The sequence below is a fragment of the Leucobacter celer subsp. astrifaciens genome, from assembly GCF_001273835.1.
In the GTDB taxonomy this organism is placed as follows: Bacteria; Actinomycetota; Actinomycetes; order Actinomycetales; family Microbacteriaceae; genus Leucobacter; species Leucobacter celer.
In genome coordinates this window covers 364230-383782 of the sequence record NZ_JHEI01000134.1, presented here as the reverse complement: position 1 = coordinate 383782, position 19553 = coordinate 364230, and the positions used below count along the sequence as shown (strand labels likewise).

Annotated in this window: 19 protein-coding genes; 6 read left to right on the top strand and 13 right to left on the bottom strand. The window is 71.7% G+C overall.

The window, feature by feature from the left end; translation table 11 throughout:
- Nucleotides 1-66 precede the first annotated feature (66 nt).
- The 3 genes from AMS65_RS05810 to AMS65_RS05800 all read left to right on the top strand — a co-directional run bounded on the left by AMS65_RS05810 (nt 67) and on the right by AMS65_RS05800 (nt 3272).
- Nucleotides 67-1788, top strand: a complete 1722-nt coding sequence (locus tag AMS65_RS05810; RefSeq protein ID WP_053383190.1) for a cytochrome c biogenesis protein CcdA — start codon at nt 67-69, stop codon at nt 1786-1788.
- Nucleotides 1789-1857: 69 nt separating this feature from the next.
- The gene (gene sigK, locus AMS65_RS05805; RefSeq protein WP_241489352.1) at nt 1858-2457 is read left to right on the top strand and encodes an ECF RNA polymerase sigma factor SigK; all 600 of its coding nucleotides are present in this window, start codon (nt 1858-1860) and stop codon (nt 2455-2457) included.
- Complete coding sequence (locus AMS65_RS05800; protein WP_053383189.1) at nt 2454-3272, top strand: anti-sigma factor; 819 nt, start codon at nt 2454-2456, stop codon at nt 3270-3272. Before sigK ends, AMS65_RS05800 begins: the two co-directional genes overlap by 4 nt.
- A 30-nt stretch (nt 3273-3302) precedes the next feature.
- Here the strand turns inward: AMS65_RS05800 and AMS65_RS05795 are convergent, their stop codons facing one another.
- From AMS65_RS05795 to AMS65_RS05775, 5 genes are read right to left on the bottom strand one after another with little or no spacing between them, the layout of a single operon-like run.
- Entirely contained in the window at nt 3303-3707 is a 405-nt protein-coding gene (locus AMS65_RS05795; RefSeq protein ID WP_053383188.1) for a Fur family transcriptional regulator, read from the bottom strand.
- A gap of 25 nt (nt 3708-3732) precedes the next feature.
- On the bottom strand, nt 3733-4560 hold the full coding sequence (locus AMS65_RS05790; RefSeq protein WP_053383187.1) for a metal ABC transporter permease: 828 nt from the start codon (nt 4558-4560) through the stop codon (nt 3733-3735).
- Nucleotides 4557-5615, bottom strand: a complete 1059-nt coding sequence (locus AMS65_RS05785) for a metal ABC transporter permease (protein WP_241489351.1) — start codon at nt 5613-5615, stop codon at nt 4557-4559. The genes AMS65_RS05790 and AMS65_RS05785 overlap by 4 nt, the downstream gene beginning before the upstream one ends.
- Nucleotides 5615-6421, bottom strand: coding sequence for a metal ABC transporter ATP-binding protein (locus AMS65_RS05780; RefSeq protein WP_053383186.1), 807 nt, complete (start codon nt 6419-6421; stop codon nt 5615-5617). The genes AMS65_RS05785 and AMS65_RS05780 overlap by 1 nt, the downstream gene beginning before the upstream one ends.
- The gene (locus AMS65_RS05775) at nt 6418-7584 is read right to left on the bottom strand and encodes a metal ABC transporter solute-binding protein, Zn/Mn family (protein ID WP_053383185.1); all 1167 of its coding nucleotides are present in this window, start codon (nt 7582-7584) and stop codon (nt 6418-6420) included. Before AMS65_RS05775 ends, AMS65_RS05780 begins: the two co-directional genes overlap by 4 nt.
- A 92-nt stretch (nt 7585-7676) precedes the next feature.
- Here AMS65_RS05775 and AMS65_RS05770 point away from each other — a divergent pair, with 92 nt between their 5' ends.
- The gene (locus AMS65_RS05770) at nt 7677-8132 is read left to right on the top strand and encodes a hypothetical protein (protein ID WP_053383184.1); all 456 of its coding nucleotides are present in this window, start codon (nt 7677-7679) and stop codon (nt 8130-8132) included.
- A gap of 382 nt (nt 8133-8514) precedes the next feature.
- Complete coding sequence (locus tag AMS65_RS05765) at nt 8515-9729, top strand: amidase (RefSeq protein WP_306455222.1); 1215 nt, start codon at nt 8515-8517, stop codon at nt 9727-9729.
- A 72-nt stretch (nt 9730-9801) separates the two neighbouring features.
- Here AMS65_RS05765 and AMS65_RS05760 read toward each other — a convergent pair whose 3' ends face one another.
- A complete protein-coding gene (locus tag AMS65_RS05760; RefSeq protein WP_053383183.1) occupies nt 9802-10680 on the bottom strand; it encodes an inositol monophosphatase family protein in 879 nt (292 codons plus the stop codon).
- A 329-nt stretch (nt 10681-11009) separates the two neighbouring features.
- On the opposite strand from AMS65_RS05760, the gene AMS65_RS05755 reads away from it, so the two are divergent.
- Nucleotides 11010-12077, top strand: coding sequence for an inositol-3-phosphate synthase (locus AMS65_RS05755; RefSeq protein WP_053383182.1), 1068 nt, complete (start codon nt 11010-11012; stop codon nt 12075-12077).
- A gap of 9 nt (nt 12078-12086) precedes the next feature.
- Here AMS65_RS05755 and AMS65_RS05750 read toward each other — a convergent pair whose 3' ends face one another.
- From AMS65_RS05750 to AMS65_RS05720, 7 genes are all read right to left on the bottom strand, one after another.
- The gene (locus tag AMS65_RS05750; protein WP_053383181.1) at nt 12087-13121 is read right to left on the bottom strand and encodes a Gfo/Idh/MocA family protein; all 1035 of its coding nucleotides are present in this window, start codon (nt 13119-13121) and stop codon (nt 12087-12089) included.
- Entirely contained in the window at nt 13118-14116 is a 999-nt protein-coding gene (locus AMS65_RS05745; protein ID WP_053383180.1) for a Gfo/Idh/MocA family protein, read from the bottom strand. The genes AMS65_RS05750 and AMS65_RS05745 overlap by 4 nt, the downstream gene beginning before the upstream one ends.
- Nucleotides 14117-14155: 39 nt before the next feature.
- Nucleotides 14156-14953, bottom strand: a complete 798-nt coding sequence (locus tag AMS65_RS05740; RefSeq protein WP_053383179.1) for an SDR family oxidoreductase — start codon at nt 14951-14953, stop codon at nt 14156-14158.
- Nucleotides 14954-15136: 183 nt separating this feature from the next.
- A complete protein-coding gene (locus AMS65_RS05735) occupies nt 15137-16153 on the bottom strand; it encodes a Gfo/Idh/MocA family protein (RefSeq protein WP_053383178.1) in 1017 nt (338 codons plus the stop codon).
- Nucleotides 16150-17061 (bottom strand): sugar phosphate isomerase/epimerase family protein, encoded by a 912-nt coding sequence (locus tag AMS65_RS05730; RefSeq protein ID WP_053383177.1) that lies wholly within the window; start codon nt 17059-17061, stop codon nt 16150-16152. Before AMS65_RS05730 ends, AMS65_RS05735 begins: the two co-directional genes overlap by 4 nt.
- Nucleotides 17062-17199: 138 nt before the next feature.
- Nucleotides 17200-18447, bottom strand: a complete 1248-nt coding sequence (locus tag AMS65_RS05725) for a Gfo/Idh/MocA family protein (RefSeq protein ID WP_053383369.1) — start codon at nt 18445-18447, stop codon at nt 17200-17202.
- A gap of 175 nt (nt 18448-18622) precedes the next feature.
- Nucleotides 18623-19438 carry an SDR family NAD(P)-dependent oxidoreductase gene (locus AMS65_RS05720; RefSeq protein ID WP_053383176.1) on the bottom strand — a complete coding sequence of 272 codons (816 nt, stop codon included), beginning with the start codon at nt 19436-19438 and terminating at the stop codon, nt 18623-18625.
- Nucleotides 19439-19553 lie beyond the last annotated feature (115 nt).

Below are 19553 nucleotides of genomic sequence, written 5' to 3'. Positions count from 1 at the left end.
GCGATCCGGCCCTCCCATCCGATCCGCGCTCCGCTCCGAATGACTCGGCAAACAGGAGGGTCGCTCATGGATATCGTGCTCATAGGTCTGCTCGGCGGACTGATCACCGGCATCTCGCCGTGCATTCTGCCGGTGCTGCCGGTCATCTTCTTGACCGCGGGAGCACAACCGGCCGCGCCCGGCAAGGTGCCCGAAGTGATCCCGGCGAAGCGCAGCCGGCCGTACTGGATCATCGCCGGACTCGTGCTGAGCTTCTCGGTGGTGACGCTGCTCGGCTCGGTGCTGCTGGGGCTGCTGGGCATCCCCCCGAGCGCGATCCGCTGGGCGGGGGTCGCGGTGCTGCTGATCATCGGCGTCGGCATGCTGTTCCCCTGGTTCGAGCAGCTGCTCGAGAAGCCCTTCCAGCGCCTGCCCCGCCGCAAGGTCGGCGAGGGCGGCAACGGCTTCGGTATGGGCCTCGCGCTCGGTACCGTGTTCGTGCCCTGCGCCGGCCCGGTGCTCGCCGCGATCATCGTCGCGGGCGCCACGGGTCGGATCGGCCCGGAGACCGTGCTGCTCACGCTCTCCTTCGCCATCGGCGTGGCGATCCCGCTGCTCGTCTTCGCACTCGCCGGCCGCGGCGTCGCCCAGCGCATCCGCGGCTTCCGCAAGCGCGAGCGCACCATCCGCATCGTCGGCGGGGTCGCGCTCGTGGCGCTCGCCGTCGGCCTCGCCTTCAACGTGCCGCAGGCGCTGCAGCGCCTGCTCCCCGACTACACCTCGGGCATCCAGAAGGATCTGGCCGAGAGCGACGCGGGCAAGAGCGCCCTCGACCTCGGCGGTCTCGTCACCGACGAGAACCGAGATCTCGACCGGTGCGCGAACGGCGCCGAGGAGCTCGCCTCGTGCGGCAAGGCCCCCTCGATCAGGGGGATCGAGACGTGGCTGAACACCGAGAACGGCGAAGCGCTCGATCTCGACCAGCTCGAGGGGCAGGTCGTGCTCATCGACTTCTGGGCGTACTCCTGCATCAACTGCCAGCGGTCGATCCCGCACGTCGTCGCCTGGGATCAGGCCTACGGCGACCACGGACTCACCGTGATCGGCGTGCACTCGCCCGAGTACGCGTTCGAGAAGGAGCGGTCGAACGTCGAGTCCGGCATCGAGGACTTCGGGATCGAGTACCCGGTGGCGATGGACAACAGCCTTTCGACCTGGACCAACTACCGCAATCGGTACTGGCCCGCGCACTATCTCATCGACGCGGAGGGCACCGTGCGCCACATCTCTTTCGGAGAGGGGAACTACGCGACCACCGAGAAGCTCATGCGCGAGCTGCTCGAGGCGGCGAATCCCGGCGAGCAGCTGCCGACGGAGACCGACGTCATCGACGCGACGCCCGAACTCGGCAGCACGACGCCCGAGACCTTCCTCGGTTCCTCGAAGGATCGCAACTTCGCCGGCCCCGGCGAGTACCGGGCGGGCGACGGCGACTTCAGGTTCCCCGAAGGCCTGCAGCCCGACACCTTCGCGCTCGACGGCGCGTGGACCGTCGAGACGCAGTACGCGACCCCGCGGAACGACGTCGGAGGCGACATCCGCCTGCGGTACCGCGGGCAGGAGGTCCGGGCGGTGATCGCGGGGAGCGGCGCGCTCGAGGTCGCCGTCGACGGCGGCGGCACCCGCACCGTCGAGATCGACGGCACCCCGCGCTCGTACCGCCTGGTCGAGGACGACGACCCCTCCTCCGGCACCCTCGACGTGCAGGTGCCGAAGGGCGTACAGGTGTACTCATTCACCTTCGGGTAGACGCGGAGAGCAGCCGCGATGCAGAGACTCGCACGCACGAGACGGAGGCGGAACGGAGGTGGATGGGGCATGCTTGACACGATGGTCATCGATGGAGTCGAGATAGCGGATGACGGCTCGAGCGCCGATCCCGCGGACGAAGCGCTCGCGCTGTCGGCGCACGGCGACCAGCGCGCCTTCGCCGCGCTCTACGATCTGCTGTCCGCTCGGGTGTTCGGTCTGATCCTCCGCGTGCTGGTCGATCGCGCCCAGAGTGAGGAGGTCCTGCAGGAGGTCTTCCTCGAGGCCTGGCAGTCCGCGGCCTCGTTCGACCCGGATCGCGGCAGCGCCCGTACGTGGCTCCTCACGATCGCGCATCGCCGGGCCGTCGACCGGGTCCGCGCTTCTCAGGCCTCACGACGTCGGGATCTCACCGCCGGAGTGAGAGATCTGGCCCGCGCGCAGCCCGGTATCGACGACGAGGTGGAGCTCATGATCGACGGGAGTCGCGCGGTGCGCGGGCTCGATGAGCTCCCCGAGGCCCAGCGCAACGCCATCGTGCTGGCGTATTTCGGGGGCTACAGCCAGAGCGAGATCTCGGTGCTCCTCGGAGCCCCGCTCGGCACCGTCAAGACACGGATTCGAGACGGACTGACCAGACTCAGGACTGCATTGGAGGCGACGCGATGAACGAGCAGGAATTCCGCGAGCTCTCCGCCGCGCGCGCGCTGCACGCGCTCTCCCCCGAGCAGGAGCAGGCGTTCTCGACGGCGCTGGCGGATCATCCCGAGTGGCAGTCGGTGGTCGACGAGGATCGTGAGACCGCCGCAGACCTCGGAGCCGCGACCGAGGAGGCGGCGCCCCCCGCGGCGGCACGCGCCGCGATCCTCGACCTGATCTCGCGCACCCCCCAGTTCGGCGCGTCGGAGCGCGCAGCGCCGCCCGCGCCCGCTGGTCCGGAGCCGGAGGGCTCCTCATCCCCGTCCGAGCCGCAGCCGCTCGAACACGCCGAGCGTGCCGAGCGTGCCGAAGCCCCCGTCACCCGCTCGTATCGCCGTGCGGGATGGTTCGCGCTCGCCGCCTCGGCCGCCCTGGTGCTCGGCGTGGCGCTCGCGCTGCCGCTGCGCGGCATCCTCGAACCGCAGGACCCGGTGTCCGTCGCACTGCAGCAGGTGGAGTCGGCCCGCGATGCGCGCACGGCGACGGTCGCGCTCGAGGGCGGCGGCGAGGCGACGCTGCACTGGTCGGACTCGGCGCAGCAGGCGGTCCTCGTCGCCGAGGGCATGCAGGCCGCTCCCGCCGATCGCGACTACGAGCTGTGGATCGTGCGCGGCGACCGGCCCATCTCGCTCGGCGTCATGCGCACGGGCGACGACGGCGGCACCGCGGTGCTCGCGCAGGGCTTCGAGCCGGGCGACGCGCTCGCGGTCACGGTCGAGGATCGCGGCGGCTCGCCCACGGGGCTGCCGACGACCGATCCGATCGCGGTCATCGCGACGGCCTAGCTTCGCGGCGCGCGAGCGCCGCGCGGCGGCCTATGCCTTCGCAGCGGCGGTGCGGCAGCGCTCGCAGAGGCCGAACAGATCGACCACGTGCTCGATCTCGGTGAAGCCGTGCTCGGCGCCCACCTTCTTCGTCCACTCCTCGACGACGGCGGCCGAGAGCTCCCGGGTGTCGCCGCAGCTGCGGCAGATGAGGTGGTGGTGATGGCCGGGGGAGATGCAGGACCGGAACAGGTTCTCACCCTCGGGCGACTGCAGCGAATCGGCCTCACCCGACTCGGCGAGCCCGGCCAGAGCCCGGTAGACCGTCGCCAACCCGATGGTCGACCCGCCCTCGCGCAGCGCCTGGTGCAGCTGCTGCGCGCTCACGAATCCCCGGTGCTCGGCCAGTGCAGCCCGCACCGCCTCACGCTGCCATGTGTTCCGCTTTGGCTGCATCACGCACCTCCCGCGTCGCCGATCCTCACTCCACCGTAGCGAAGTTCCGCGCCGACGAGCGCCGGGTTCGCTGCAGGCATGCCCTCGCTGCGAGCGCGAGCAGGAACATCCCGGTGATCACGAGTCCCACCGAGCCACCCGCGGCGACGCCGAATTCGCGCGAGATCCACAACCCCGCAAGCCCTCCGGCGATCCCGAGTCCGGCCGAGAGCGGCGGGATCCACTCGAGCCGCGACACGAGTACACGCGCCGTCGCCGCCGGCCCGATGAGCACCGCCACGCCGAGGATCGCGCCGACCGCCGGCATCGACACCACGACGGCCGCAGCGACGACCGCGGTGACCACGAGCTCGACGGGCCACACCCGGAACCCCGCCGCGGCGTAGCCGACCGGGTCGAAGCTGTGGAACAGGATCCTGCGCCACGACAGCGCGAGAACGCCGAACGCGACGACCAGCACACCGGCCGTCGCGGAGACATCGCCGACGGTCACGCCGAGCGGCGACCCGACGAGCAGCGCCTCGACCGGCACGCCGAGCCCCGGGTTGAGGCTCGCGAGCAGGGTGCCGAGCGCGAAGCCGAACGACAGCACCACGCCGCTCGTCACCTGCCGTCCCTGCCCGGGGATGCGCGCCAGCAGCGTCATCATGAGCACGAGCAGCAGGGCGAAGAGCGCCTGGCCGAGCAGCAGGTTCCAGCCGGCGATCGCGAACACGACACCGCCGGGGAAGGTGGCGTGGCTGAGCGCGACCGCGAAGAACGAGCGACGGCGCAGCACGATCAGCGTGCCCGCCAGCCCGGAGAGCAGGCCGAGCAGGGTCAGTTCGAGCGCGGCGAGCGCGAAGTAGCTCATGCGCACGCCCCCGGGGTGCCGCGTTCCTCGGACCCGGCTGCGGTGCGGGATCCCCGTGCCGTGTCTCGGCTCTCACCGGTGTCTCGGATCGCAGCCCCCGGAATCGTCCGAGATGCGGGTGAGAGCCGAAGAACCGTCACGCGGACCAGCGCCGCCAGCACGTAGAAGCCCACGAGCAGCAGCACGACCACGGCGCCGGGCGAGACGGTCGCCCCCGCACCCACCGACCACTCGAACGAGAGCCACAGGCCGAGCACGCCGGCGAGGAGCGGCAGCAGGATCGCGATCGGGATCAGCAGCGCGAAGCCGCGGGTGAGCAGCCGCGCCGCGGCCATGGGCACGGTGAGCAGCGCGATGACCATGAGCACCCCGAGCGCCTGCACCCCCGCGACGACGAGCAGCGCCACCGCGATGCCGAGCGCGAGATCGGCGGCGAGAGGGCGGAAGCCCGCGGCCTCGGCGCCGGCTGCGTCGAAGGCGCGGAAGAGCTGGGCGCGCCAGGTGAGCGCGACGACGAGGATCGCGGCGATCGCGACGACGAGGATCTGCCACAGCTGCGCCTCGGTGACCGTGAGCAGCCGCCCGAAGAGCAGCTCCTGCAGCTGCGAGACGTATCCCTCCTGGCGCGAGACGAGCACCACGCCCAGGCTGAAGAGGCCCGTCAGCACGACGGCGATCGCCGCGTCGGCGCCGATCCCGCCCCGTCGCTCGATCACCGTGAACAGCACGGCGGCCAGCACCGCCGCGACCGCGGCCCCGGGCAGCACGGCCGCGGTGCCGCCGATCGCCGCGCCCACGACGAGCCCGGGGAACACGGCGTGCACGAGGCCGTCGCTCACGAACTCGAGCTCGCGGAAGCTGATGAAGAGGCCCACCACTCCCGCGGCGAGCGCGAGGATCGCCACGGTGAGCAGCGCTCGCGACATGAAGGGCAGCGCGAAGACCTCGAGCGGGCCGAAGGCGGCGGCGAGAGGTCCGGATCCCGCCGCGGCGGCCCCGGCGGCAGCGGATCCGGCTATGGCATCGAGCGCGGCGAGGCCGAGCCCGCCGGCCACTACTCCGTCTCCCGCGTGGTGGTCACCGTGTGCTGGTCGAGCTCGACGGTCGTGTCCTGGAACGCGTGCTGCACCGCGTCGAGGGTGAGCGCCTCGTCGAGCGGCCCGAAGGCCGCCGGATGCCCGGGCTCTCCCAGGTGGTGCCCCGAGGAGAGCAGCAGCACGTGGGTGCAGGCCTGCTGCGCGATCTCGAGGTCGTGCGTCGAGACGATCACCGTGCGGCCCTCATCGCGCAGCTCGCGCACCAGGCGCAGCAGCGTCTCGCGGTTCTCGCGATCGAGCCCGTTGAAGGGCTCGTCGAGCAGCAGCAGCCTGGGATCGGAGACGAGGGCCCGCGCCAGGATCCCGCGCTGCTGCTGGCCGCCCGACAGCTCGCCGAAGCGGCGCGCAGCGAACCCGGAGAGTCCCACGCGCTCGAGCGCCTGCGCGACGGCAGCGCGACCCTCGCGCCCGATCGGGCGCAGCGCGCCGCGGGAGCGGTACAGCCCCATGGTGACGACCTGCCGCAGCGTCACCGGGAGGGAGACGTCGCGCGTGTCGGCCTGCGGCAGCGAGCCGACGCTGCGCCTGGCGCGATCCGGCGAGGTGCCGAGCACCCGCACCGTCCCCGCGGTGAGTTCGGCGAGTCCCAGGATGCCGCGCAGCAGCGTCGACTTGCCCGAGCCGTTGGGTCCGATCAGCGCGACCGCGGAGCCCTCGGGCACCTCGAGATCGAGCGACCGCACGCGGGTCGCCCCGGAGTAGCCGAACGCGGCACCGCTCAGCGAGAGGGCGGTGCCGCGGCGGTCGGATGGTGCGAGCGTCATCCCTGCAGATTAGCGGGTAGCTGGTCGATCTCAGCGCCCCAGGCCTCGAGGATCACCCGAGTGTTGTGCTCGGTCGCCCCGAGGTAGGTGTCGCCGTCGCTGCCGGGGGCGCCGAGCGAGTCGGCGTAGAGCGACTCGGCATCGACCACCTGCACGCCCGCCTCCTTGGCGATGGTCTGCGCCAGCTTCGGGCTCATCGACGACTCCACGAAGACGGCCTTCACGCCGTGCTCCCGGATCGAGGCGACGAGGGCGTCGATGTCGGCGGCGCTCGGCTCGGCGTTGTCCTCGAAGCTCGGCAGGATGGATCCCGCGAACTCGATGCCGTAGTCGTGCAGGTAGTAGCGCAGGGAGTCGTGGCCGCTCACGAGGACGCGCTCCTCCGCGGGGACGCGCTCGAACTGGGCCGAGATCCACGCGTCGAGCTCGTCGAGCTGGGCGACGTACGCGTCGGCGCGCTCGGTGTAGGCGTCCGCGTGCGCGGGATCGATGCGGGAGAGATCGCCCGAGATCAGGGAGACCATGCCCGCGGCGTTGCGCGGCGAGGTCCAGATGTGGGGGTTGACGCTGCCGTGGTCGTGGTCGTGGTCGTGGTCGTCCTCGGCGGCGTGCTCCTCCTCGGCATGATCGTGATCCTCTTCGGCGGCGTGCTCGTCCTCGGCGTGATCGTGATCCTCTTCCGCGTGATCATGCTCATCGGCATGCTCGGCCTCGGCCTCGTGATCATGATCGTGCGCCTCGCCGCCCTCGGCCGTGATCGCCTCGGCCTCCTCGAGGTCGATGCCCTCGCTCGCGGTGATGATCTCGCCGTCGAAGCCCGATGCCTCGACCGCCGAGTCGATGAAGGTCTCGAGCCCCGCGCCGTTCACGATGAGCACGTCGGCCTCGCCGAGCGCCAGCAGGTCGGCGGGGGTGGGATCGAAGTGGTGGGCCGATCCGCCCGGCGCCAGCAACCCCGTGAGATCGATGTCGTCGCCGCCCACCTGCTGCGCGAAATCGGTGAGCTGCGTGGTGGTCGCGACCACCTTCAGGCGGTCGGATCCCGCGTCTGCGGCGCCGGATCCGCCTCCGCTGCACGAGCTCAGCACGAGCACCGCGGCGAGCGCGGCACCCCCGAGCGCGGCGAGTCGGAGCGGGTGGCGGGTGGGTGAGGTGCGTGACATACCGAACTTTCTAAATGAGAACCGATATCACTATAGCGAGTGATGAGAACCATTCGCAACACGGGCCCGAGCGCATCCTCTACGCTTCTCCCATGGACAGCCCCCCTCACCGCATCGGGCCGGCCCTCGCGATGGTGGCCGCGATCCTCGCAGCGGCGCTTCTCGCCTCGCTCGCCCCGTTCCACATGAGCGGCGACTGGAACCGGCCGACGGATGCCTGGCAGCGCACGTCCGAGCAGCTCCTCGAATTCCCGGCCGCGGCCGGTCAGCCCGGCGACGCGATCGACGCCGACACGCTCGTCGTGCTGGAGGCGCTGCCCGGCGACGAGTACGCCTTCGCGGCCAACACCGTCGCGGGCGGGCTCGCGATCGGCGTCGCCTCGCCGCTGGGCTACACCATGGCCAACTCGATCGGGCAGGCCGAGGAACTCGCGGGCGAGTTCGGGAGCGACGAGGAGGGCACCCTGCACACGCTCTGGGTCATGCGCGCGCCCGGCACCGAGGCGGAGTTCCGTTACCGCTTGCACACCACCCGCGGGGCATACTGACGGACACCCCCTTCGCGCGTCAGGAGTTGCGGCCATTCCTCGCGTTTGGTGACATCTACTGACGCGCGAAGAGGGGGTAGTCGAGTTCACGGCTCGGCCGCCGGCACAGGCTCGATGCGGCACAGGCTCGATGCGGCATAGGCTCGATGCATGAGCCGATCCGAGACCGCCTCCCCCGGGAGCGACCTCCCCGCAAGCGCCGCGCCCGCAAGCAACTTCCCCGTAGGCGCCGTCGAACTGCGCGACGCCCTGCGAGCGGGGGAGGTCTCGGCGCGCGAGGCGGCCGAGCACTTCCTGGCGCGGATCGCCGAGCGCGCGGACCTCGGCGCCTTCGTCGCGGTGACGGCCGAGCAGGCGCTCCGCCGACGCCCGCTTCGCGGCGCTGAGCGAGGACGAGCGCGCCGGTCTGCCGCCCCTGCACGGCCTGCCGATCGCGCACAAGGATCTCGTGGACGTGACCGGCGTGCCCACGACCCTGGGCAGCGCCGCACTGCCGCACCCGGTCGCCGAGCGGGATCACCCCGGAGTCGCGGTGCTGCGCGCGGCCGGCGCCATCTCGCTCGGCAAGACGCAGGTGCCCGAGCTCGGGCTCAACGCCTACTCGGAGAACCTCATCGCTCCGCCGGCCCGCAATCCGCTCGATCCCGAGCGCACCGCGGGCGGGTCCTCGGGCGGCAGCGCGGCGGCCGTCGCCGCGGGCCTCCTGCCGGTCGCGCCGGGCAGCGACGGCGGCGGGTCGATCCGGATCCCGAGCCTCGCCTGCGGGCTCATCGGCCTGAAGCCCGGTCTCGGCACCGTGCCCACCGATCTGGAGCACGGCCCCGTCGACGACTTCGGCGCCCCGCGGCTGCCGGTGTCCGGCCCCATCGCCCGCACCGCCGAGGACGCGGCCTTGCTCTTCGACGCCATGGCGGGGACTCCGGGGAGCGCACTCGGCGCCGTGCGCGACGCCGATGCGCTGCAGGGCCTGCGGATCGGGATCAGCAGCGCCTCGCCGTTCGAGGTCGCCCACCCGGTGCCGCTCTCGCCCGAGGCCCGGCTCGCCTGGGAGACCGCGGCCGAGCGGCTCGCGGCGGCGGGGCACCGGGTCGAGGAGGCGCGGCTGCGCTACGACCCCCGATACCCCGAGACCTTCGGCAGCTGCTGGATGGCGGGTCTCTCGCTGCTGGAGCTGGCAGAGGGGGACGAGGATCGGCTGATCCCGTACACCCGGGTGTTCCGCGAGCGGGCGCTGGCTCGCCCGCGGGCCGCGCACCTCGAGGCGGCCGCGACTCTGCAGGAGATCGCGGCGGATCTGCGCAGGCAGTGGGGAGCCTACGACGCCGTGCTCACGCCGGGCCTCACGATGCTGCCGCCGCGCGTCGGCGCGTTCCTCGAGCTCGCGCCCGATGACGACTACCGGCTGCAGTGCGAGTGGGCGGCCTACACGTCGATGGTCAACGTCTCGGGTCTGCCCGCCATCGCGGTTCCGATCATCGCGGTGCCGAACCCCGCGGGATCCGGATCACTCTCGATGGGCGCGCAGCTGATCGGACGGCCGGGATCGGAGGCGCAGCTGCTGCAGCTCGCCGCGCAGCTGACCCGGGCGACCCGCTGAGAGCGCACCACCGCCGGGAGCGACGGCGGCGCCGGACCAGGGTGGTGCCACCGCCCTGACCCTGTGCCCCTCCTACCCCAGCGGCCGCCGGCTCTGCGTGCGCATGATCTCGAGCAGGATCCCGAACTCGCCGCCCGCGACCGCCGCGTAGTAGTGGGGACCGAGGTAGTCGCGCGCCTCGGGCACCACCTCCCCGTCGCGGTAGCTCAGATAGCGTCCGCCGGCCTGGCGCACGATGAAGGATCCGGCCGCGACGTCCCAGGGATTGGTCTCGAAGGAGATCGTGGCGTCGATCCATCCCGCCGCCACCCAGCACAGGGCGATGCAGGTGCTGCCGAGCCCGCGCACCTGCGCGAATCGCCGCGTGACCTCCACGAACTGCTCGAGCGCGAGTTCGGGGAGGTGCACCAGGTCGCGCGGCAGCGGGAAGTTGAGCGCGACGGTCGCCCGGCTCGGCTCGACGAATCCCCGACTGCGCAGCGGCTCGTCGCCGAGGAACGCTCCGCGATCGTCGGCCCAGAACAGGTGGTCGCTCACCGGATCGTAGACGACCCCCGACACGAGCTCTCCGTCGCGCGCCACACCGATGCTCACCGCCCACATCGCGATCCCGCGCGCGAAGTTGGCGGTTCCGTCGATCGGGTCGATGTACCAGGTGAGCGGGCCGGAGCCGGGGCTGGCCCCCTCCTCCTCCCCCACGATCGTCGAGTCCGGGTAGGCCGTCAGGATCAGGTCGCGGATGCGCCGCTCGCAGGCGCCGTCGTACTCGGTCACGAGGTCATGGATGTCGGTCTTCACGTCGACCCGGAGGTCGGGGGCGCGGAAGCCGCGCAGGGCGGTCGCCCCCGCCTCGCGCGCCGCGCGGATCGCGAGGCGGGTGATGCGATGCGTCTCGGCGGAGTCGGGTGTGTCTCGCTCGTCGCTGGCCACGGGATCCTCGCTCTCGTCCATCGCCGATACGCTCGGCGCGCACCTCCTAGGTTACAAAGGTCGAGCCATGTAAGGTCGTAGAGGCTGCGTCGATCGTTCCGCCGGTCGAACGAGCGAGGCGAGTCGAAACCCGTGCAGACATGCGATTTCGACTCGGCTCCGCCTCGCTCAATCGGCGGGACGGCACTGGCCCGCTCGATCGGCGAGACGGCCTCGCCTCGCTCAATCGGCGGGACGGGTCCGCCTCGCCCGATCGGCGGGGCCGGGGCCGATCGGCGCGATCTCCCAGGCGGAGGATCCGCAGCAGAATGGGCCCGAGCAGGGCCGAATACCGAGGAAAGTGTGGTGCGATGACAGTCAAGGTGGCCCTCGCGGGCGTCGGGAATTGCGTGAGCTCGCTCGTGCAGGGCGTCGAGTATTATCGCGACGCGGCTGACGACGAGCAGGTGCCCGGTCTCATGCACGTGCGGCTCGGCGGCTACCACGTGTCCGACCTCGAGTTCGTCGCGGCATTCGAGGTCGACGCCGACAAGGTCGGCAAGGACCTGAGCGAGGCGATCTGGGCCGGCCCCAACAACACCATCAAGTTCTCGGACGTGCCCGAACTCGGCGTCACCGTGCAGCGCGGCCCCACGCTCGACGGCCTCGGCGAGTACTACCGCGACGAGGTGGAGGAGTCGACGGCCGAACCGGTCGACATCGTGCAGGCCCTGCGCGACTCGGGCGCAGAAGTGCTCGCATGCTACCTGCCCGTCGGCAGCGAGCAGGCCGCGAAGTTCTACGCGCAGGCCGCGCTCGAGGCGGGTGTCGCCTTCGTCAACGCGATCCCCGTGTTCATCGCGAGCGATCCCGAGTGGGCGGCGAAGTTCGTGGATGCGGGCCTGCCGATCGTCGGCGACGACATCAAGAGCCAGGTCGGCGCCACCATCACCCATCGTGTGCTCGCGCACCTCATGGAGAGCCGCGGCATCGCCCTCGACCACACCTACCAGCTCAACGTCGGCGGCAACATGGACTTCAAGAACATGCTGGAGCGCAGCCGCCTGAAGTCGAAGAAGATCTCGAAGACCCAGGCCGTGACCTCCAACATCGAGGTCGACCTGCCCGAGGAGGACGTGCACGTCGGTCCGAGCGACCACGTGCCGTGGCTGACCGACCGCAAGTTCGCGTTCGTGCGCCTCGAGGGCCGCGGTTTCGGCGACGTGCCCATGAGCCTCGAGTACAAGCTCGAGGTCTGGGACTCGCCCAACTCGGCCGGCACCATGATCGATGCGATCCGCTGCGCGAAGGTGGCGAAGGATCTCGGCCACGCCGGCCCCGTCGAAGCGGCCTCGGCCTACTTCATGAAGTCGCCCGCGGTGCAGAAGGCCGATCACATCGCCCGCGAGGAGCTCGAGGAGTTCCTCGCGACCGCGTAGGGCCGCGGCTTACGGCAGCGGATCCCCCATCAGTTCGCGGGCCTGACCCATGAGCGAGACGCAGGCGAGCGTCTGATCGAGGGGGCGCAGCGGCGACTCGGTGAGGCCCGCCTCGATGCAGCGGGCCGCCTCGAGGGCCTCCCAGAAGAGCTGGGTGTGCGCGAGCGCGGGCTCCTCGTAGCTCAGCTCCTCGCCGTCGTGAAAGCGCACCACGACCGGCCCGGGCTGGTAGAACGGCGCGTCGAGCCGCAGAGTGGCCTCGGTGCCCGCCACATACGCCGTGGTGGGCGTATCCGCGAGCATGGAGGCGCTCACGGTGGCCTGGCGGCCCGCCCCGTCGCCCAGCAGCGCATGGAACTGTCCGATCGAGCCGTGATCCCGATGCCGCTGACCGTGCGCCGCGAGCACCTCGAGACCCGGCAGCATTTCGTTCGCGAACATCATGACGTAGGTGCCGATGTCGTTCATCGCACCTCCGCCCTGCGCGGGGTCCATGGCACGGTGGTGATCCACCAGCCGCTCCCCGAGGTTCGCGCTGACCTCGACGACCTCACCCAGCAGGCCCTGCTCCAGCACCTGCCGCACGACCGAGTAGCGCGGCAGGGCGAGCGACCAGACGGCCTCCATCGCGAAGAGCCCCTTGGCGCGGGCCAGATCGACGAGCGCCCGGGCCTCCGCGAGACCGGGCGTCATCGGCTTCTCGATGAGCACGGGTTTGCCCGCCTCGAGCGCGAGCGTCGCGTGCGCGAAGTGGTCGAGGTGTCCGGTGGCCACGTAGACCACGTCGACGTCGGCCGCCACGAGATCCTCGTAGGAGCCGTACGCCCGCTCGATCCCGTGCTGCGCCGCGAACTCCTCGGCGCGGGCGACGGTGCGCGATCCCACGGCGACGACGCGCTGGTTCGTCGAGGCCTGCAGCGCCTCGACGAAACGAGCGGCGATCCATCCGGTGCCGAGGATCGCCCAGCGCAGCGACGGCCCCGCCATCGGGTCGGGCACGTTCGGCGCGGGCAGGATCCGGCCGCCGTTCATCGCACTGCTCATCGGGCGTCCTCCACTCGCACGAACGCGCCGCCCGCTCGCATCGACGCCACCGCGGCAGCGGCGACCCGGGTCGCCGTCGCACCGTCCTCGACCGTGGCGAGCGTCGGCGCGCGGCCCTCGTTCAACGCGGTCACCCACTCCTGCAGCTCGAGCCGGTAAGCCTCGGCGAAGCGCGGGCGGAAGTCCTCGGGGACACCGGTGCTCGTGGCGAGCGCGGCGGAGACGGCGACGCGGTGCGGCTCGGCGATGGCCACCGCACCCGTCTCGCAGACGACCTCGCAGCGCATATCGTAGCCGTAGCGGGCGTTGAGGAAGACCTCGACGGTCGAGAGCGCCCCGTCGGCGGTGCGGAGCAGCAGGAGGAAGGGATCCCGCAGCCCGCCGGCCGTGCTGCTCGGCGTCGCCGGCGAGTGCCAGCTCACCTCGGTGACGGGCGCGTCGAGCAGCCAGGGCACGAGGTCGAGATCGTGGATCGCCGAGTTGAAGACGACCGACTCGTCGGTGGCGCCGGGCCCCGAGGACACCCCACGGCCGATCGAGTGCACCATGACGGGCCGCCCGTGCGCGCCCGAGGCGACGACGCGCTTCTGCTCGACGTAGCCGGGATCGAAGCGGCGCATGAAGCCCTGATGCACGAGCGGGATCCCTGCTCCCACCGCGGCACGGTGCGCGGCGATGACCCGTTCCGCCTCGTCGACGGAGTACGACAGCGGCTTCTCGCACAGCGTCGGCTTGCCCGCGGCGATGCAGGCGAGCGTCTGCTCGGCGTGCAGGAAGTCGGGCGAGGCGATGAGCACGGCGTCGACCTCGGGGTGCTCGATGAGCCGCCCGGCGTCGGCGAGCGCGACGGCGCCCGGGATCCCCGCGACGACGGCCTCGGCGCGCTCGATGGCGGGGTCGGCGACGGCCGAGACGGTCGCGCCCGACACCTGCTCGTGCAGCAGCCGCGCGTGGAAGGCGCCCATGACGCCGGTGCCGATGATGCCGATTCTCATGTGCGATGCTCCTGATTCGTGGGTGGAAGAGGCGGCCGACTACTGGTCGTAGGCCCCGGGCACGTTCTGATCCCAGTCGATGATCGATCCGGTGACGACGCCACTGCGATCGCTCAGCAGGAAGACCACGGCATCGGCGATCTCATCGGGCTGCCCGAGCTTGCCCATCGGCTGCGCTGCGGCGGCCTGCTCGAGCCAGTCGTCTGCGGCATCGTGGAAGGTGCGCTGAGTGGCGGCCTCGCCGGGCGTCGCGGTCCAGCCGATGTTGAGGCCGTTGATGCGGACCCGGTCGAAGCGGTGGGCGAAGGCGACGTTGCGCGTGAGGCCCGCGAGGCCGGCCTTCGAGGCCGTGTAGGGGGCGAGATAGGGCTGGCCGCCGTGCATGGCCATCGAGACGATGTTGACGACCGTGCCGGGCGCGCCCCGGCGTCGCATGTCGGCGACGGCGGCCTGCATCGTCATGAAGGGCGCGACGAGGTTCACCGCGAGGTGCGCGTCGAGCAGCTCGCGCGTGGTGTCGAGCAGGGTGCCGCGGCTCGTCGCTCCCGCAGCGTTGACGAGGCTGTCGATGCGGCCGAAGCGCGCGATCGTCTCGGCCACCGCGCGCTCGGCCTCGCCCGGCGCTGCCAGGTCGGCGATGATCGCCAGCGCCTCTGCGCCGTGAGCCGCGCCACGCTCCCGGATCGCCGCCGCCGCTCGCTCGGCCTTCTCGGGATCACGCCCGACGATCGCGATGCCCGTCGCGCCCTCGCGCGCCGCGGCCTCGGCGATCGCGAGCCCCAGGCCCTGCGTTCCGCCGGTCACGAGCAGGATCCTGCCCTCCATCAACTGCTGCATGTCGCGTCCTTTCAGTAGTGGTCGTCATTCCGCCTGAGCCTGCGAGTCGCGGGTCTCCGGTGCTGGATCCTGCGACTCGCTGCGCTCGCGCAGGATGACGGGGGGGGTGGGGCTCGGCTCGCTGCACGGGTGCCGAGCGAGCGAAGCGAGTCGAAGTGCGCTCGATCAGCGGGGGCTCCTCGCTCAGCCGGCGAGGCGCCCGGGCCGCACGGGCAGACCGCCCGCCGCGTACACCTCGTCGATCAGCGCCATCGTGCGGCGGGATCGTGCCAGCCCCTCCGCTGAGCGCTCACCGCCGCGCACCGCGTCCCGAAGGCGCCGCAGTTGGTAGGCGTACGACGAGACGGTCCCGGCCCGCTCCTCGCGATCCTCGACGCCCGCACCCGTGGTCGTGCGCACAATCAGCCGGTCGTCCTCCTGCGGCTTCACGAAGTTCGGCAGGCGCACCTCGCCGAGGCTGCCGACGACCCGCAGACCGAAGTTCCAGTCGGGGCTCACCATGCTGGTGTGCATCGTGACCGGGGCGCTCCCGAGGGCCAGTCGGGCACGCACCGTCGCGTCGACGCGGGCATCGCCCTCGTACGGATCGACTTCGGCCGAGACCAGTTCGATCGGCGCTCCGACGGCGTCGCCGAGCAGCAGCAGGCCGTTGAGCGCGTAGCAGCCCAGGTCCATCATGGTGCCGCCGGCGAGATCGAAGTTCCAGCGCGGATCGCTCGCCGACGGCGACGGCATGTCCATGTGCACGTCGACCTCGCGGATCTCGCCGATCTCGCCGGAGCGCACGAGATCGATGAGCCGGTGCACCGCGGGATGATCGGCGTAGTGGAAGGCCTCCCAGGCCCACCCCCGGGCCGATTCGAGGCGTGCGGCGACCTGGTCGAACTCCGCGAGATTCGCGGCGAACGGCTTCTCCACGAGCACCGAGCGGCCGGCGTCGAGCGCGCGCACCGTCCACTCGGCGTGCAGGCCGTTGGGCAGGCCGATGTAGATCAGGTCGAGGGAGCCGTCGGCGACGAGCGCCTCGTAGCTCTCGCGGATCCCCTCGTAGCCGTGCTCGCGGGCGTAGGCGCGGGCGCGTTCGGGATCCCGCGCCGCGACGGCGGCCCGGATGTCGCCGGTCTCCCCGCTCGCCTCCGTGATCGCGAGCTCGGCGATCCTCGACGCCCCCAGCAGCCCGATGCGCAGCGGGGCGCTCATACCGCGACCGCCTTGCTCCCGGCACCGGCCCCGACGGCCGCCCTGATGAAGGCCACGCTGCGCCGCGCGTTGTCGAGCGCTCGCGCCGCGTCCTCTTCGTTCTCCACGACCGTGTCCTGCTCCAGCACGTACCAGCCGTCGTACCCGGCCTCGCGCAGCGCCTCGACGATCTCCCCGATGCGGGCGTCGCCGGCGCCGAGCGCCTGGTACATGCCGCGGCGCACGCCCTCGCGGTAGTCGATCTCGCCCGCGCGCACGCGGGCCGCGACGTCGAGGCTCACGTCCTTGAGGTGGGCGTGCACGATGCGACCGGCGTGCTGCCGCACGAAGGCGACCGAATCGCCGCCGCCGAGCGTGTAGTGGCCGGTGTCGAGGCAGAGGCCGATGCGGGATCCCGCGACCACGCGCGCCACGGCCTCGGGGGTCTCCACCACGGTGCCGAGGTGCGGGTGCAGCGTCGCGACGACGCCCACCCGAGCGGCGGCGTCGAGCGCGCGGTCGAGGTTCTCGAGCAGCGCCCGCCACTCCGCCTCGCTCAGCTCCGCCGCGCCGTCGTAGCCGTCCTCGCCCGTCACCGCGGAGAGCACCATGGTGCCCGCGCCGGCCGCCACGTACGCTTCGAGCTCGCGCTCGATCGCGGGCAGCGGATCCTCGTCGCTGCCGGGCTCGGCGGATCGGTGCAGCACCACCGGGAAGAAGCCGCCGACGGCGCGCAGGCCCGCCTCGGCGAGCGCCTCGGCCCGCTCGGCCGGGGCGTCGGGCAGGAACCCCTCGGGCCCGAACTCGGTCGCCTCGATGCCGAGGCCGACCATCTCCGAGAGCACCCGCTCACGGTCGAGCTGCAGGCCCCAGTCGGGGACCTCGATGACCCCCCAGCTGATGGGGGCGGATGCGATACGGGCGTTCATGGGGACTCCTTCGTCGGTGTTCGTCGATGTTCGTCGATGTTCGTCGGTGTGGTGCATCCCCGCCGGTTGAGCGGAGCGCCAGCGGCGTCGCAACCCGGTACGCGGGATCCGGGTTTCGACTCCTCGCAAGCTCATCGTTCAACCGGCGAGGGTTGGGCCGCGCTCAGCCCGGACGGCGGCGGTCGTTCCTGCGACGGGCGCGCTGGATTCCCAGCTGCGGGCCTTGGCCGAGCGCTCGGCGGCGGTGACCACCTGGGCCGCCGAGACCGCGTCCTGGATGTTCGAGTTGAGGTGCTCGCGACCGAGCACGGCCTGGAGGAACTTCCTCGCCTCGATCACCTTGAGGTCGTCGTAGCCCATCGAGGTGCCGGCGCCGGGCTGGAAGCGGCCGAAGTCGCCCATGCCCGGGTGCGCCATGACGCGGGTGTAGCCCTGGTTCTCCGTGCCGAGGCCGCCCGAGAGGTGCAGCTCGTTCATGCGCTCGAAGTCCCAGTACGCGGATCCCCCGGTGCCGTAGACCTCGATGCCGTAGCTGGCCCGCGGGCCCACCGCGACGCGCGAGGCCTCGAGCGTGCCGACCGCGTCGGCGGCCACCGCATCGCCGGAGAGGCGCACGAGCATGGCGGCGTAGTCCTCGTTCTCGACGGGCTTCATCTCGCCGTCCTCGATCACGGCGAAGTGCGTGCCGGTGCCCATCGGCAGCTCGGGGCGCTCGGTGTAGACGGTCGAGGTCAGCGCGCTGACCTCGGCGATGGGGCCGAGCGTGTACTGCACGAGGTCGACCAGGTGGCCCATGAGGTCGCCCAGCACGCCGTTGCCCGCGAGACCGCGCACGAAGCGCCACGACAGCGCGCCACGCGGGTCGGAGGAGTAGTCGGCGAACATCTGCCCGCGCACGTTGGTGATGCGGCCGAGCTCGCCCTCGGCGATGAGCTTGCGCAGATGCTCGACCGCGGGCGCGTGGCGGTAGTTGAAGCCGATCGAGGTGACGACGCCGGCCTCGGCGGCCGCGTCGGCGACGGCGCGGGTCTCGTGCTCGCCGCGGCCCACGGGCTTCTCGATCCAGAAGTGCTTGCCGGCCTTCGCGGCGGCGATGCCGATCTCGGCGTGCAGGAAGTTGGGTGCGCAGATGGAGACGACGTCGACCTCGGGGTCGTTCAGCACCTCCCGGTAGTCGGCGGAGGCGCGCTCGTAGCCGAGCACCTCGACGGCCTCCTCGGCGCGGGCCGGCGCGGGATCGGCGGCGTGCACCAGCCGGGGCTTGATCTTGAGGTCCGGGTAGACGTACCGCAGGTTCGCGTAGGCGCGGCTGTGCAGCTGCCCCATCCAGCCCACGCTGATGAGGCCCACGCCGATCGTGGTGGTGCCGTCTTCGTTCGTCTGCATGATGATATTTCTCTCAGTCGAGGTGCTGCGCACCGTGCTTCATCGCGGGCCCGGACTCAATATGGACCGGTCCAAATTGTAAGGACAAGGCATCGTGGATGTCAATACGCGCACGGGCGAGGCGGGCACGGGCGAGGCGGGCACGGGCGAGGCGCGCCGGCGCGAACCCCGCGGCTCAGATCCCCTTCTCGTCCTGAATGGCGTTGCCGCCGTCGACCACGAGCACCTGCCCGGTGACATAGGAGGCACCCGGCGAGGCGAGGAACTCGATCACGGCGGCCACCTCGTCGGGCGTGCCGGAGCGCCCCATCGGGGTCGCATCGCCCATCCGGTTCTCGTGCTCGGTCGCCGAACCGGTCCTGATCCAGCCCGGGGCGACGGCGTTGGCCGTGGTGCCCTTCGCGGCCAGGTCGACGGCGAGGGACCGCGTGAGCCCGACGAGCCCGGCCTTCGCCGCGTGGTAGGCGACGTCGCCGCGGTAGGCGAGCAGCGGACCCGACACCGACGAGACGGTGACGATGCGCCCGTGCTCCGCCGCCGTGAGGTGGGGCAGGGCGCATCGGGAGACCAGGTAGGCCGTCGTCAGATTGCGAGCGATCGCGTGGTCCCAGCCCGCCCGGTCGAGGTCGGAGGCGGGGGCGGGATCCTGCGGATCCGAGACCGAGGTCATGCCCGCGTTGTTCACGAGCACGTCGAGCCGCCCGAAGCCGCCGATCGCCGCGCCCACCAGGCGCTCGGCTCCCGCCTCCTCGGTGAGATCGGCGATGACCGGGATCGCCCGGGGCGCGCTGTCCCCGGCACGCGATCCCACTGCGCGCGATCCGGCCGCTGCGCGCTCCAGCTCTTCCGCACGGGCGAGGATCCGGTCGCTCGTGGCCCCCACGACGACACGATACCCCGCACGCACGAGCCGCATCGCCGTGGCGAACCCGATTCCGTCGGGAGCACCCGCGCCCGAGATTACCGCCACCCGCTCCGCCACTGCCGTCATACCTTCAGCCTAGAGGGGCCCGCCGCAGATGATCAGCCGGAGCCGATCAGCCGAACGGGACCCGAGTCCTACTGCCGGGAATCGGAGACCGAACATGAGACCGATTATGAGCAGG

Excerpts from the sequence above, each read along its gene's own strand:
- AMS65_RS05810 (WP_053383190.1), top strand. The coding sequence starts at position 67 with ATGGATATCGTGCTCATAGGTCTGCTCGGCGGACTGATCACCGGCATC.
- sigK (WP_241489352.1), top strand. The coding sequence starts at position 1,858 with ATGCTTGACACGATGGTCATCGATGGAGTCGAGATAGCGGATGACGGC.
- AMS65_RS05800 (WP_053383189.1), top strand. The coding sequence starts at position 2,454 with ATGAACGAGCAGGAATTCCGCGAGCTCTCCGCCGCGCGCGCGCTGCAC.
- AMS65_RS05795 (WP_053383188.1), bottom strand. The coding sequence starts at position 3,707 with ATGCAGCCAAAGCGGAACACATGGCAGCGTGAGGCGGTGCGGGCTGCA.
- AMS65_RS05790 (WP_053383187.1), bottom strand. The coding sequence starts at position 4,560 with ATGAGCTACTTCGCGCTCGCCGCGCTCGAACTGACCCTGCTCGGCCTG.
- AMS65_RS05780 (WP_053383186.1), bottom strand. The coding sequence starts at position 6,421 with ATGACGCTCGCACCATCCGACCGCCGCGGCACCGCCCTCTCGCTGAGC.
- AMS65_RS05775 (WP_053383185.1), bottom strand. The coding sequence starts at position 7,584 with ATGTCACGCACCTCACCCACCCGCCACCCGCTCCGACTCGCCGCGCTC.
- AMS65_RS05770 (WP_053383184.1), top strand. The coding sequence starts at position 7,677 with ATGGACAGCCCCCCTCACCGCATCGGGCCGGCCCTCGCGATGGTGGCC.
- AMS65_RS05760 (WP_053383183.1), bottom strand. The coding sequence starts at position 10,680 with ATGGACGAGAGCGAGGATCCCGTGGCCAGCGACGAGCGAGACACACCC.
- AMS65_RS05755 (WP_053383182.1), top strand. The coding sequence starts at position 11,010 with ATGACAGTCAAGGTGGCCCTCGCGGGCGTCGGGAATTGCGTGAGCTCG.
- AMS65_RS05750 (WP_053383181.1), bottom strand. The coding sequence starts at position 13,121 with ATGAGCAGTGCGATGAACGGCGGCCGGATCCTGCCCGCGCCGAACGTG.
- AMS65_RS05745 (WP_053383180.1), bottom strand. The coding sequence starts at position 14,116 with ATGAGAATCGGCATCATCGGCACCGGCGTCATGGGCGCCTTCCACGCG.
- AMS65_RS05740 (WP_053383179.1), bottom strand. The coding sequence starts at position 14,953 with ATGCAGCAGTTGATGGAGGGCAGGATCCTGCTCGTGACCGGCGGAACG.
- AMS65_RS05735 (WP_053383178.1), bottom strand. The coding sequence starts at position 16,153 with ATGAGCGCCCCGCTGCGCATCGGGCTGCTGGGGGCGTCGAGGATCGCC.
- AMS65_RS05730 (WP_053383177.1), bottom strand. The coding sequence starts at position 17,061 with ATGAACGCCCGTATCGCATCCGCCCCCATCAGCTGGGGGGTCATCGAG.
- AMS65_RS05725 (WP_053383369.1), bottom strand. The coding sequence starts at position 18,447 with ATGCAGACGAACGAAGACGGCACCACCACGATCGGCGTGGGCCTCATC.
- AMS65_RS05720 (WP_053383176.1), bottom strand. The coding sequence starts at position 19,438 with ATGACGGCAGTGGCGGAGCGGGTGGCGGTAATCTCGGGCGCGGGTGCT.